Raw genomic sequence first — 13752 nt, 5'->3', positions numbered from 1 at the left:
CCGGTTATAAAAGTCGCTGCCCGGAGGAATAGACTGAGGTAATTAAGACGGTGGTGAGGGGTACTTCATTGGAAGAACGTTCGGCGTCAGCGCCAACGGCACAGGAGGAAAAAAATCCTGCCGGCATGCAAGCCGGTGCGGCATCCTCTGCGCGCCAGGGCTCTTTGGTTCCTGTCGATAATTCAGGATCACGCGCCACGTTTCCCGGCCGCCGCGAGCGCACCCGCTCCCGGCTTGCACGCCTGACCGGGCGCGGAACCGCCACATACTCACCCATCCTTGAGCCGCTGCTGCGGACCGTCCGCGCCAACAATCCCAAAGAGGACTTCGACCTCATCCAGCGTGCGTTCGACGTCGCTGAGCGCTGCCACCGCGGGCAAAAGCGCAAGAGCGGGGATCCGTACATCACGCACCCGGTGGCAGTGGCCACCATCCTCGCGGAACTGGGCCTCAGCGGCACCACGCTGGCTGCCGCCCTGCTGCACGACACAGTCGAGGACACCTCCTACACTCTCGCTGACCTGAAGCGGGACTTCGGGCCGGAAGTGGCCATGCTGGTGGACGGCGTCACCAAACTGGACAAGGTCAGCTTCGGCGAGGCCGCACAGTCCGAGACGGTCCGCAAAATGGTCGTGGCCATGGCCAAGGACATCCGCGTGCTGATGATCAAGCTGGCGGACCGGCTGCACAACGCCCGCACCTGGCGCTTCGTGTCGGCCGAATCGTCTGCCCGCAAGGCCCGGGAAACCCTGGAGATCTTCGCGCCGCTGGCCCACCGCCTGGGCATGAACACCATCAAGTGGGAACTTGAGGACCTCTCCTTCGCTGCGCTTTACCCCAAGGTGTACGAAGAGATCGTCCGGATGGTGGGGGACAGGACGCCGGAGCGGGAAAAGAGCCTGGGTGTCATTCGGGACCAGATCACCGAAGACCTGCGCGCCGCCCGGATCAAGGCCACCATCACCGGCCGGCCCAAGCACTACTACTCCATCTACCAAAAGATGATCGTCCGCGACAAGGACTTCGACGACATCAACGACCTCATGGGCGTCCGCGTCCTGGTGGACTCCGTCCGGGACTGCTACGCCGCCCTGGGCACCATGCACTCGCGCTGGAACCCCCTGCCCGGCAGGTTCAAGGACTACATCGCGATGCCGAAGTTCAACATGTACCAGTCGCTGCACACCACCGTGATTGGCCCTGGCGGCAAGCCGGTGGAAATCCAGATCCGGACACATGAAATGCACCGCCGGGCCGAGTACGGCGTTGCGGCGCACTGGAAGTACAAGGACCAGCCCAACCGGACCGCCGTGGGTCCCGGCAGCCCACGCGACGGGGACATGGGATGGCTGCGGTCCCTGGTGGACTGGCAGCAGGAAACGTCCGACCCCGGGGAGTTCCTGGACTCGCTGCGCTTTGAAATCAACGCCCGTGAAGTGTTCGTGTTTACGCCCAAGGGCGAAGTCATGGCGCTGCCGGCGGGATCGACGCCGGTGGACTTTGCGTACGCCGTGCACACCGAGGTGGGCCACCGCACCATCGGCGCCAGGGTCAACGGCAAGCTGGTCCCGCTCAACAGCGAGTTGAACCACGGTGACTGGGTGGAGATCTTCACCTCCAAAGCCGAGGGGGCCGGGCCCAGCCAGGATTGGCAGCACTTCGTCAAGAGCGCCAGGGCGCGCAACAAGATCCGCCAGTGGTTCAGCAAGGAACGGCGCGAAGAGGCGATTGACCGCGGCAAGGAGCTGCTGACCCGCGCCATGCGGAAACAGAACCTTCCGCTGCAGCGGCTGATGACGCATGAGGCCTTGGCAGCGGTGGCCGAGGAATTCAAGTACGCGGACATCTCCGGGCTCTATGCCGGTGTGGGCGACGGGCACACTTCCGCCCAGTCCGTCATGGAGAAGCTCATTGAAAGCCTGGGCGGCAACGAGAGTGCCGATGATGACGTCGAAGAGGTCAGCATCCCCACCCAGGTCACCAAGGCGCGCTTCTCCGACTCCGGCGTTGTGGTCCGCGGCGTTGGCGATGTCTGGGTGAAGCTGGCGCGCTGCTGCACGCCCGTTCCCCCGGACCCGATCCTCGGCTTCGTGACCCGCGGGTCCGGCGTGTCCGTGCACCGCACCGACTGCACCAACATCTCGGACCTGAAGGACCAGCCGGACCGGATCGTGGACGTGGACTGGGCCCCCACCCAGTCGAGCGTCTTCCTGGTGGAAATCCAGGTTGAAGCCCTGGACCGGAAATCCCTGCTCTCGGATGTCACGCGGGTACTGTCGGACAACCACGTCAACATCCTCGCTGCCAGTGTGCACACGTCGACGGACCGGGTGGCCATCTCAAAGTTCGCTTTCGAGATGGGCGACCCCAAGTACCTCAGCCACGTCCTGAGCGCGGTCCGGCGGATCGACGGGGTTTTCGACGTGTACCGGACCACCGGGAACAAGCGCCGGAGCTAGCAGGGCAAGCTTTTCCAGAGCAGCCCGCTTGTGCGGGACCCGTGGGGTCGCCTCGATCGCGCGCACCAGGAGGCGCAGCCCGACGTCCTGCTGCGGCCGGGCCAGTAAGCCCGCCAGGGCGGGGACGGCGCGTTCGGCGTCCACGTGCAGGGCGATATCGAGGGCGGTCCGCAACGGGCTGGACACCATCAGTCCGCCCAGGCTGATCACGTCGAACGGTCCGAGCTTCACTTCGTGCAGGGTGCAGCCGCGGGTATTGCGGAGGCCGGACACCCTCCGCTTTGCGTCCACCAGCAGCGCCAACCTGTCCGGTTCCCCGGCGCAGCCGTAGATCCATGCTGCCGTCAGGCGCCCCGCGACAACACGCTGCCGTATGGCCGGCGGGACGACTCCGGCTGCCGCCCTGGCCCGCAGCTGGGGTGATGCCGGTACCCCTGGGAGGGTGTAGCCATGCTGATGGAAGCGGGCCAACAGCCCGTCGGCTGCCAGGGACTGCAGTTCAGGACCGGCGAAAGGCACGCCGGGTGCGTACAGGTCGGGAAAGCGCGGCGGCGACGCCGGCTCCGCACCGTTTGCCTGGCAGCCCGCCCGGACAGCGGCAGCGGAGGCTTCCCTGCCCTGACCGGCGGCGGAGGAAGCTGGAGGTGTGGCCATACCCCCATCCTGCCCGGATGCCGTTAACGCGCACAGGCCCGGTTCGGGTTATGTGGATAACCGGGACCGGGCCTGTGCCCATCAGTTCAGGACAGGAACGTCAGGCAAGCTCGCTGGCGGAACGCTGGATCTGGTCGAGCCAGGCCTGGCGTGCGTCGAGGGCTTCCTGGGCAGCCTTGATCTTGCGCTGGTCGCCGCTCTTTTCAGCCTTGGCAAGGTCCTCCTGGAGCCCGGCAATAGCGGATTCCAGCTGCGAGAGCGCGCTGTTGGTGCGTGCCTTGCGCTCGGGGTTGGACCGCTGCCACTGCTCTTCCTCCGCATGGCGCACGGCGTCTTCAACCTTTCGCAGCCCCGCCTCGACCCGGCCCATGTCAGCGCGGGGAACCTTGCCGGCTTCCTCCCAGCGGTCACGGATGGACTGGAGCGCCTTCTTGGCAGCGGCGAGGTCCTTCACAGGCAGGATGGTGTTGGCCTCGGCCAGCAGCGCCTCCTTCACCGTGAGGTTTGCGGCGTATTCCTGGTCAATCTCCTCGTTGGCGGCCTGCCGTGACGTGAAGAAGACGTCCTGCGCGGCGCGGAACCTCGCCCAGAGCGCGTCGTCGTCCTTGCGGCTTGCCCGCGGCGAGGCCTTCCACTGGTCCATCAGCCGGCGGTATTCACCGGCAGCGTAGCCCCAGTCGGTTGACGTGGAGAGCGCCTCGGCCTCAGCAATCAGTTTTTCCTTGGCGGCCTTTGCGGCGGAGTTGTTGCTGTCCAGCTGGGAGAAGTAGGCGCGGCGGTGCCGGTCGAAGACGGTGCGCGCGGCGCGGAAGCGCTTCCACAGGGCGTCTTCATTGCTGCGGCCCAGGCGGACTCCGCTCTTCTGGGCCGTCTTCCAGTTCTCGAAAAGCTCGTTCATCCGGGCGCTGGACGTCTTCCACTGTGTCTGCGCGGGGTCCTGGCCGGAGATCTCTTCTGCTTCAGTGACGATGGCTTCACGGGCTGCCAGCTCGGAAGCGCGCACCGCGTCGTGCTCGGCCTTTTCTGCCTTTTCCAGTTCGGCGATCTGGTTTGACAGCTTGTCCAGGCGGGCCTCTGCTGCACGGAGGTCGCCCACCATGTTGCGCTCGGCAAGCTGTTCACGCAGGTGCGTTACGGTCTTCTGCATGTCGGTGCTGGGGGCCTTGGAGCTGACCCGCTGCTCCAGCAGGACGATCTGGGCCACCACGTCGTCGTACTTCCGCGCGAAGTAGAGCAGCGCTTCGTCGTCGCTGACACCCGGGTACTGGCCCACGGGGTGTTCTTCGCCATCGATGGTCAGGTAGACGTGGCCGTCCCCCTCCACCCGGCCCCATTTCGAGGCTTCGGCAACAGACGTCCCGGGCGCGGCAGGAACGGAGGCTGCGGCGGGAGCGGCGGCAGCAGGCTTGGGACGCGACGCGAATGCTGCAGGAGACGGAGCAGAGGGCCGCGGCCCGGGAGCCGGGGCAGGTGCCTCGGCAGGCGCGGACGCTTCAGTGGCGGTTCCGCCGTCCTGGTTCCGGGCACTCTGGCCTTCGGCACCCTGGTCTGCGGCAGCCTGCCCGGCACCCTCGTCGGACGCGCTGCCTTCAGGGCTTACGGGGGACTGCCCCTCATTGGCATCAGGACCGCCAACCTCGGCCGGAGCCGCTGTTTCGGTCACGTCTGTTGCTGTTTCGTCGGATTTCTGACTGTCTGTCACCGCTAAAAGTCTTTCGCTTGGAGGGAAATACTCACGTACTGCACCGTTGCCTGTCCGGCCCGGCTTCCTACTTCAGAGAGAATGAGTCTATCGTGACTGGTTGTTTTGGCGCGCCGTCCGTGTCGCCGGCGCCTGGCGTGATGCCTGCGGCGGCGATGTTGGACACGATATCCAGCCCGGACGTCACCATCCCCACTACGGTATAGCCGCCGGCTGCGTCTGCCGGAATGACGGTGTCCTTGTACACAATGAAGAACTGCGTTCCATTCCCGTAGGCATTGTTCCCCGTGCGGGCCACGGCGATGGTGCCGGCAGGGTAGGTGTTGTCGGCGGGGGTGTTCTCCAGCGGACCCCAGGTGTAGTCCGGGTCGCCCTGCCCGTCTCCGTTCGGGGAGCCGCATTGCAGCACGCCGAACTGGTCGGCGGTGGTGAGCCGGTGGCATGACTTGCCGTTGAAGTAGCCTTCGTCGCTGAGGGACTTGAAAACGGCGGCCGCCTGCGGAGCCTTGGTCCCGTCCACTTCCACGCCGAGCGGGCTGCCGTTCAGCAGCAGTTCTCCGGTGAAGGTCTTGCCCGCTGCCGTGTCGGCGGACGGGATGTTTGGTCCGTTGGTTGCCGGCGCCGGGGGTGTTGCGGAGGCGCTTGCGGAGGCTGATGGTTCCGTCGGGCCCGCCTGCGCGGCGGCATATTCGTCCTCGGTGGGGTTCCCGGCAAATGCAGTGAGTTGAAGGACGACGGCGAGCAGCACCGCGGCGGTTCCGGCGCCGGCAGCCACGAGGTTGTCGCGCTTCCGCCGCTTCTCCTGGGCGCGCCGGAGCTCACGCTTGGCTTCCATCTGCTGGATGCGCCGTTTTGTTTCGCGTGCACTGCGTGAACTGGCCGCCAAAGGTCCTCCTCGTCGTCGGGCTGCTGGTGCCCGGCGGGTGGCCGCAGGGCGCAGGTGTTAACGGGCCAGGCTTTGCTGATCCCCCGCATTAGAGAAGCACACGGATGACGCATAAACTGGCTGCCGCACATAGTTTATGCATGGCTCGCTGTGCTGCCGCCGTAAGCCGCCGATAAGGGCGGGGCCGGCAGGTCCGGCGCACCTTCCATTCCTAAGGAGAACCTTCCCCATGGCACGCACCGCCTCCCTGTCCGGATTCCCCGAGTGGCTTCCCGAGGAGCGGCTGGTGGAGCTGCATGTGCTCGATACCCTGCGCCGTGTCTTTGAACTGCATGGGTTTGGCTCAATCGAAACCCGCGCCGTGGAAACGGTCGGGCAGCTGCTGCGCAAGGGTGAGATCGACAAGGAAGTGTACGGACTCAGCCGGCTCCAGGAAGACGAGAGCGACAATCCCGTCAAGGGCAGCAAAGCCGATCCCCATGCGCTTGCCCTGCATTTTGACCTGACGGTGCCCTTCGCCCGCTATGTAGTGGAAAACGCCGGCTACCTGGCCTTTCCCTTCCGCCGCTACCAGATCCAGAAGGTGTGGCGGGGCGAGCGGCCCCAGGAAGGCCGGGCACGGGAGTTCACCCAGGCGGACATCGACGTGGTGGGCGACGGCGAGCTGCCGTTCCGCTACGACGTCGAGATCGCGTTGGTGATCGCCGAAGCACTTACTGCCCTTCCCATCCCCGATTTCCGTCTCCGGATCAACAACCGCAAACTCGCCGAAGGCTTCTACCGGGGCATCGGACTCGATGACACCGCAGGCGTGCTGCGCAGTATCGACAAGCTTGAAAAGATCGGTCCCGCAAAGGTGGCCGAGCTGCTCAAGGCCGAGCTTGGCGCAACCGAAGACCAGGCTGCCAAAGCCCTGCAGCTTGCAGCGATCCGCACCGAAGATACGTCTTTTGTGGCCCAGGTCCGTGCCTTGGGCGTCACCAATGAACTCCTTGACGAAGGCCTGGACGAACTGGAGCAGGTCATCGACGCGGCGGTGCAGCGGGCTCCGGGCAAGGTGCTGGCAGACCTGAGCATCGCCCGCGGCCTGGACTACTACACCGGCACCGTGGTGGAAACCGTGCTGGTGGGCCACGAACAGCTGGGATCCATCTGTTCCGGCGGCCGGTATGACGCCCTGGCGTCAAAGGGCAACCGTAAGTTCCCGGGTGTTGGACTCTCCATCGGCGTCACCCGCCTGGTGTCCCGGATCCTGAGCCAGGACCTCGCCAAAGCATCCCGCTCTGTTCCCACCGCCGTGCTGGTGGCCCTGAACCATGACGACAGCTGGGGTAATGCCCAGGACGTTGCAGCACTGCTGCGCAGCCGGGGCATTCCCACCGAAGTGGCGGCCAAGGCCGAGAAGTTCGGCAAGCAGATCAAGTTCGCCGACCGCAGGGGAATCCCGTTCGTGTGGTTCACGGACGGGGACGGCACCCACCAGGTCAAGGACATCCGCACCGGCGAGCAGGTGCTGGCGGCCCCGGAAACCTGGATGCCGCCGCTGGAGGACCTCGCAGTGCAGGTCGAGACGACAGCCGCCGCGGCTTCGGTCTAGCCGGACCTTACTGCCGGGGCTGGTGCTGCCGGAACCGCAGCACCAGCCAGCGCCCCGCCACGCCCGCGGCAAGGACCGCCGACATGGTCAGCACCGACGCAGGAGGCAAGGTGAAGGCAAGTACCACGCACCCCAGGAAACCCGCCGCGTTGAGCCAGCGGGGAGCGTAACCGGGATGGGCGGCAAGGGTAAAGGCGGACGCGTTGGCTATGGCGTAGTAGACCAGCACGCCGAAGCTTGAAAAGCCCACCACGGTCATCACATTGGTGGTCAGCAGCAACAGGATGACGACGGCGGCCACGGCGAGTTCGGCCACGAACGGTACGGTGTGCGCACCGCCCACCCTCGCCAGCGGTCCCGGAAGATCACGCTCCCTCGCCATGGCAAGCGTTGTCCTTCCCACGCCCGTGATCAGGGCGAGGAGGGCGCCCAGGCATGCGGCGGCGGCCCCTGCCTGCACCAGCGGTGCTGCCGCCGCCAGCCTGCTGGCCAGCACCGCGTCGAGCAGGGGAGTGGTGGTGGACCCAAGCCGCTCTCCGAGGTGGGCCTGCAGGAGCAGGGCCAGCAGCAGGTAGATGGCGAAGGCGGCCGCCAGGGCCGCGAGGATGGCCCGGGGGATGGCCCGTGCCGGGTCCCTGACTTCTTCACCCAGCGTGGCGATCCTGGCATAACCGGCAAACGCGAAGAACATCAGCCCGGCAGCGGGGAGGACACCCTCCGCGCCCCCGGAGTACACGCCTGCCGGCTCCGCCGCCGGATGCGGACCGAGCACGGCAGCGGCACCAACGAACACCAGCGTCGCCAGCACTATGCACAGCAGGATCCGGGTCAGCAAAGCCGTCCGCGTGATGCCCAGCAGGTTAACGCCGGTGAGGGCCACGACGGCAGCCACGGCCACCGGCACCGCATAGTCCCGCGCCACATAGCTGCCGAACGTCAACGCCATGGCTGCGCAGGACGCCGACTTCCCTGTCACGAAACCCCAGCCGGCCAGGAAGCCCGGCCATTCGCCGAGCTGCTTCCGGCCGTACACGTACGTCCCGCCGCTGGTGGGGTACCTGGCGGCGAGGGCTGCGGAGGCCACGGCGTTGCAGTACGCCACAGCCCCGGCAACCGCGACCGACAGGACCAGCAGATTCCCGGCCAGGGCCGCAGCCGGGGCGAACACCACAAACACCCCGGCCCCGAGCATGGAACCAAGGCCGATGGCGGTGGCATCGAAGGTTCCCAGCCTGCGTTGCAGCTGCTGCGGTTCGCTCATGCGGCGGCAGCCCCTTTCCAGCGGGTAAACTCGGACGGGATCGTTCCCGCAACGATCATATTGACTTCCCACTGTTTTCCCGCAGAAAGGCGTGCTGTGCTGCGCACACATGACCTCGGATCCCTTCGTTCCGAGCACATTGGACAAACCGTAACCCTGGCCGGCTGGGTGGGCCGCCGCCGTGATCACGGTGGTGTGGCATTCGTGGACCTGCGCGACGCTTCAGGCGTGGCCCAGGTGGTGGTCCGTGAGGAAGAAGTGTTCCACGGACTGCGCAATGAGTACGTCCTGCAGATCAAGGGCACCGTGTCCAAGCGTCCGGAAGGCAACGAGAACCCCGCGCTGGCCACGGGCGAAATCGAGGTCATCGCCGAGGATGTCACCGTCCTCAACACCTCGGACCCGCTGCCCTTCCAGATCGACGAGCACGTGGAAGTCGGCGAGGAAGCCCGCCTCAAGCACCGCTACCTGGACCTGCGCCGCCCCGGCCCCAGCCGCAACCTGCGCCTCCGTTCCGAAGCGAACAGGGTGGCGCGCGAGCTGCTTCACGATGAGGGATTCGTCGAGATCGAGACGCCCACCCTGACACGTTCGACGCCGGAGGGCGCCCGTGACTTCCTGGTTCCGGCACGCCTGGCGCCGGGTTCCTGGTATGCGCTGCCGCAGTCCCCGCAGCTGTTCAAGCAGCTGCTCCAGGTGGGCGGCTTCGAAAAGTACTACCAGATTGCCCGCTGCTACCGGGACGAGGACTTCCGCGCGGACCGGCAGCCGGAATTCACCCAGCTGGACATCGAGGCCAGCTTCGTGGACCAGGACGACATCATCCGGATCGGCGAAAACATCGTCAAAGCGGTGTGGCGGCTCATCGGCGTCGACATCCCCACACCCATCCAGCGGATCACGTACGCCGACGCGATGGCGCGCTACGGCTCGGACAAGCCCGACCTGCGCTTCGGCCAGGAACTGACCGAGCTCACCGATTTCTTCAAGGACACCAACTTCGGGGTCTTCAAGGCGCCCTACGTTGGGGCCGTCGTCATGCCGGGCGGCGCCTCGCAGGCACGCCGTGCCCTTGATGCCTGGCAGGAATGGGCCAAGCAGCGCGGAGCGAAGGGCCTGGCCTACGTTCTCTACAAGGAAGACGGCGAGCTCGCCGGACCGGTCGCGAAGAACCTCACCGACATCGAGCGCGCCGGCCTGGCTGACGCCGTTGGCGCAAAGCCCGGCGACTGCATCTTCTTCGCCGCCGGTGAGAAGACGCCGTCGCGTGCCCTGCTGGGTGCTGCGCGCGTCGAGATCGGCCACCGCACCGGCCTGATCGATCCCACCGACTGGGCTTTCTGCTGGGTTGTGGATGCGCCGATGTTCGAGCCCGCCGCAGCCGCTGTTGCCTCAGGTGACGTCGCCGTCGGCGGAGGGCAGTGGACGGCCGTCCACCACGCCTTCACCTCGCCCAAGCCGGAGTTCCTTGACACCTTTGACAAGGATCCCGAGTCGGCGCTCTCCTACGCCTACGACATCGTGTGCAACGGCAACGAAATCGGCGGCGGTTCCATCCGTATCCACCAGCGCGACGTGCAGGAGCGCGTCTTCGAGCTGATGGGCCTGGACAAGGAAGACGCGCAGACCAAGTTCGGTTTCCTGCTGGAAGGCTTCAAGTACGGCGCCCCGCCGCACGGCGGCATTGCCTTCGGCTGGGACCGCGTGGTGTCGTTGCTGGCGGGCGTCGAGTCCATCCGCGACGTCATCGCCTTCCCGAAGTCCGGCGGCGGCCACGATCCCCTCACGGATGCCCCGGCCCCCATCACGCCGCAGCAGCGCAAGGAGGCAGGCGTGGACTTCAAGCCCGAGGCCAAAAAGCCGGAAGAAAAGAAGCCCGAAGAGAAGCAATAGCATCAGCGGATGCTGCCGTTAGGCAGCGGCCAATGGAGGTTCCCCGCATCGCCGGGGAACCTCCCGCATTTAACGAAGGAGCCGTCCGTTGTCCGCCTTGGGAACCACCGAACCGGCACCCCTGGACCTCGAAGCCGCCATGGACGCCGCCTGGCCGGCGCTGGAACGGTACGACGCCGGCGGTTGGGTCCTGCGCGCGGCCGGCGGAGTGACCCAGCGGGCCAACTCCATCTGGCCCCGCATCCTGGACGCCGGGCAGTCCGGTGACCAACTCCCGGTGCTGCTCGCGGATGCCAGGTCCTGGTACCGCCGGCGCCGGCTGCCTGTCATCTTTCAGCTGTTCACCAGCCCGGCAACGGCCGCCCTCCACGACCTGCTCGACACGGAACGCTTCACCCGGCAGTCCGAGACCCTGGTCATGACACGCAGCGCCGCAGCAGTCCCGCTCCCTGCCGCCGCCCCGGTAACCGCGGCAATCGACCTGTCTTTGATCGAATTGTCACCGTTGCCATCCCCGGACTGGCTGCGGGTCTGGTGGGACGTGGACGGCCGCGGAGGGGAGGACGCCCTGGCCACTGCACGGGCAATCCTCGAAGGGTGCCCGTCGGTGTATGCACTGGCGAGGGACGCTGACGGCAGGCCCGCCGCCGTCGGCCGACTGGCCCTTCCCGCCGGCAGCGCGCGTGGCGGGCTCTACTGCATGGCCACCCGGCCGGACGTGCGCCGCAGTGGTTACGGAACAGCCATTGTGCGGTCCCTGCTGCAGGCCGGTGCGGAGCGGGGCGTGATGGACTTCTGGCTCCTGGTCACCGCCGCCAACCATGAAGCGCAGGGGTTGTACGCAAAAGCCGGATTCCGTGAAGCCGGCCGCTACCTGTACCGGCAGGAACGTCCCCGCCGGGCGCTGACCGGCTGCTGATCAGGCCTGAGCGGTGCGCTGGACGGATGCGTCCGTCACCGTGACCCGGATCGAACACGCGTCCGCCGCGGCTTTCTTCAGGACGGCGGCCCGGGGCTCGGCGACGTCGAGCCAGGCAAGGCGTGGCAGGCGCGAATAGTCGCGCAGGGCCACTTCCTGGAGGACAAGGTCGGCCAAGGCCCGGTCGCCTCCCGGCACGAGGTACTCGAAGGCTTCCCTGCCGAACACGTCTGCAGCCTGCCCTGCCACGGCTGCCACCAACGCCTCCGCCTGGTTGGAACGGCGGCGGGCAAACCGCTGCTGGGACTGGCCGCCGGCAGCGGTGCGCGACTGGACGTACCTGGTGCCTGCCTTGGAGGCCAGCAGCGTTCCTTCGCTTACTATCCCGATACCGTAACCGCCCCGCCGCACCAGCAGCAGGCCCAGCCGGCGTGGCTGGGATGCAAGGGCGGCCAGCCGCGCCAGAGGCCCGCTGCCGCGTCCAGGGCGGCCGTCGGCCGGCCACGGCGCCTGCAGGAGTGCAACGGTACCGTCAGCCGCCACAAGGCGGAGCCCGTCGTCGTCATCCTGCAGCCGGTAGCCGCCGTGCGACGCGCCGAAGCGTTCTGCCCAGCCAGTCAGCCGGGCACCGGACACGAACGCGCTCCGGACGGAGGGGTTGCCGCCGGCTGGGACTGGGGCAGGCATGGAATGTCCTTCGTGTCAGGGAACGGCGGGAAGGCGGAGGCGAAATGCAGCGGTGGACTGGAAGTAGCCTATCTATGTGGATGATCTCTTCGGGCAGGGGCCCGGCAATGACGACGACGCCGATGAGGCGGCACCTGCCGCCGGCCGGGCTGCATCGGGAGCGGGCAACGCCTCCCCCCGGGGCCCGCTCGCCGTCCGGATGCGTCCGCGCACCCTCGACGAAGTAGTTGGCCAGCAGCATCTCCTCGGCCAGGGGTCCCCCTTGCGCCAGCTGGCTGCCGGGGCCGGAGCGGACACCACCGGGCCGGCGGGTCCCACCTCCCTCATCCTCTGGGGGCCGCCCGGCACGGGCAAGACCACCCTGGCGCACGTCATCGCCCGCGGCCCTGGCAGGAAGTTCGTGGAACTCTCCGCCATCACCGCCGGCGTCAAGGACGTGCGGCGTGTCATGGACGACGCACTCACGGCCCGGGACCTGTACAAGACCACCACCGTGCTGTTCCTGGACGAGATCCACCGTTTCAACAAAGCCCAGCAGGACGCACTGCTGCCCGGCGTCGAGAACCGCTGGGTGGTGCTCGTGGCGGCAACCACGGAGAACCCGTCCTTCTCGGTCGTCTCGCCGCTGCTGTCCCGCTCCCTGCTCCTGACGCTCAGGCCGCTCACCGACGCGGACATCGAAGGCCTCCTGGTACGGGCCGTGGAGGACCCGCGGGGGCTGGGCGGCAAGATCCGACTCAGCGACGAAGCACTCGAACACCTGGTCCGGCTGTCCGGCGGGGACGCACGCCGTGCCCTCACTGCCCTGGAGGCCGCCGCCGGCGTCGCTTTTGGTGACGCGGACGACGTCGACCGTTCCGTGGGAGAGGACGGTGCAGCTGCCGGGCCGGTCACCGTCGAACTCCGCCACACCGAGCGCGCCCTGGACGTGGCCGCGGTGCGCTACGACCGCGCCGGTGACCAGCACTATGACGTCATCAGTGCCTTCATCAAGTCCATCCGCGGCTCTGACGTGGACGCTGCGCTGCACTATCTGGCCAGGATGCTCGAAGCGGGGGAGGACCCGCGCTTCGTGGCCCGCCGGATCGTCATCTCGGCGGCAGAAGACGTTGGAATGGCGGACCCCACCGCACTGCAGACAGCCGTGGCCGCGGCGCAGGCAGTGCAGCTGATCGGGATGCCGGAAGGGCGCATCATCCTCGCTGAGGCTGTGGTCCACCTGGCCACGGCGCCGAAATCGAATGCCGCCTACATGGGCATCAACAAAGCCGTCGCGGACGTGCGCGCAGGACTCGGCGTCGGGATTCCCGCGCATTTACGGGATGCGCACTACCCGGGGTCCAAGCAGCTGGGGCACGGCGTGGGCTACAAGTACGCCCATGATGCCCCGCATGCAGTGGCCACCCAGCAGTACCCGCCGGACGACCTCGTGGGCCGGGATTATTACCAGCCCACCGGCAACGGCGCGGAACGTGACATCGCCCAGCGCCTCGAGCGGCTGCGGAAGATTGTGCGGGGCAAGTAGCCGCCGTGGTAGGCTGGATGTTCGTCTGGCAAGGCACGGACGCAAAATCTCCCCAATTTACGTTGAGAAGGTTCTGCCCTGCGCCCAGTAGCAAAAGGCAGCGGTTGGCCGATGCTCTCCATCGTGGAGGCCAGTAACACTGACACACCGCAGATATTGGAAGGACACT

The 13752-nt window shown here is 67.0% G+C and carries 10 protein-coding genes; 5 read left to right on the top strand and 5 right to left on the bottom strand.

Features of this window, described 5'->3' with window-relative positions; all coding sequences use genetic code 11:
- Positions 1-125 precede the first annotated feature (125 nt).
- A complete protein-coding gene (locus tag Q9R31_RS07040) occupies positions 126-2459 on the top strand; it encodes a bifunctional (p)ppGpp synthetase/guanosine-3',5'-bis(diphosphate) 3'-pyrophosphohydrolase (protein WP_311262014.1) in 2334 nt (777 codons plus the stop codon).
- On the opposite strand, the gene Q9R31_RS07035 is transcribed toward Q9R31_RS07040, so the two are convergent.
- The 3 genes from Q9R31_RS07035 to Q9R31_RS07025 form a co-directional block, all read right to left on the bottom strand.
- A complete protein-coding gene (locus Q9R31_RS07035; RefSeq protein ID WP_311262013.1) occupies positions 2340-3113 on the bottom strand; it encodes a type IV toxin-antitoxin system AbiEi family antitoxin in 774 nt (257 codons plus the stop codon). The two genes, Q9R31_RS07040 and Q9R31_RS07035, sit on opposite strands and share 120 nt — an antisense overlap.
- Positions 3114-3213: 100 nt before the next feature.
- On the bottom strand, positions 3214-4815 hold the full coding sequence (locus Q9R31_RS07030) for a DUF349 domain-containing protein (protein WP_311262012.1): 1602 nt from the start codon (positions 4813-4815) through the stop codon (positions 3214-3216).
- A 67-nt stretch (positions 4816-4882) separates the two neighbouring features.
- Positions 4883-5701, bottom strand: coding sequence for a peptidylprolyl isomerase (locus Q9R31_RS07025; RefSeq protein ID WP_311262011.1), 819 nt, complete (start codon positions 5699-5701; stop codon positions 4883-4885).
- A gap of 229 nt (positions 5702-5930) precedes the next feature.
- Here Q9R31_RS07025 and hisS point away from each other — a divergent pair, with 229 nt between their 5' ends.
- On the top strand, positions 5931-7298 hold the full coding sequence (hisS, locus tag Q9R31_RS07020; protein ID WP_311262010.1) for a histidine--tRNA ligase: 1368 nt from the start codon (positions 5931-5933) through the stop codon (positions 7296-7298).
- A gap of 7 nt (positions 7299-7305) precedes the next feature.
- Here the strand turns inward: hisS and Q9R31_RS07015 are convergent, their stop codons facing one another.
- Positions 7306-8559, bottom strand: coding sequence for an APC family permease (locus tag Q9R31_RS07015; RefSeq protein ID WP_311262009.1), 1254 nt, complete (start codon positions 8557-8559; stop codon positions 7306-7308).
- Between the two features lie 96 nt (positions 8560-8655).
- On the opposite strand from Q9R31_RS07015, the gene aspS reads away from it, so the two are divergent.
- Both aspS and Q9R31_RS07005 read left to right on the top strand, forming a co-directional pair.
- Positions 8656-10452 (top strand): aspartate--tRNA ligase, encoded by a 1797-nt coding sequence (gene aspS, locus Q9R31_RS07010; RefSeq protein WP_311262008.1) that lies wholly within the window; start codon positions 8656-8658, stop codon positions 10450-10452.
- Positions 10453-10540: 88 nt separating this feature from the next.
- Complete coding sequence (locus Q9R31_RS07005) at positions 10541-11371, top strand: GNAT family N-acetyltransferase (protein ID WP_311262007.1); 831 nt, start codon at positions 10541-10543, stop codon at positions 11369-11371.
- Here the strand turns inward: Q9R31_RS07005 and Q9R31_RS07000 are convergent, their stop codons facing one another.
- The gene (locus tag Q9R31_RS07000) at positions 11372-12058 is read right to left on the bottom strand and encodes an acVLRF1 family peptidyl-tRNA hydrolase (protein ID WP_311262006.1); all 687 of its coding nucleotides are present in this window, start codon (positions 12056-12058) and stop codon (positions 11372-11374) included. It abuts the gene before it with no gap.
- A 76-nt stretch (positions 12059-12134) separates the two neighbouring features.
- Between Q9R31_RS07000 and Q9R31_RS06995 the strand changes: the two genes are divergently transcribed.
- Positions 12135-13583: a replication-associated recombination protein A gene (locus tag Q9R31_RS06995; protein ID WP_311262005.1), complete on the top strand. Its 1449-nt coding sequence runs from the start codon at positions 12135-12137 to the stop codon at positions 13581-13583.
- Positions 13584-13752 lie beyond the last annotated feature (169 nt).

Source organism: Pseudarthrobacter sp. BRE9 (genome assembly GCF_031844305.1).
GTDB lineage: Bacteria > Actinomycetota > Actinomycetes > Actinomycetales > Micrococcaceae > Arthrobacter.
Note: the sequence above shows the minus strand (reverse complement) of the source record. Positions and strands in the feature narration are given on the sequence as shown.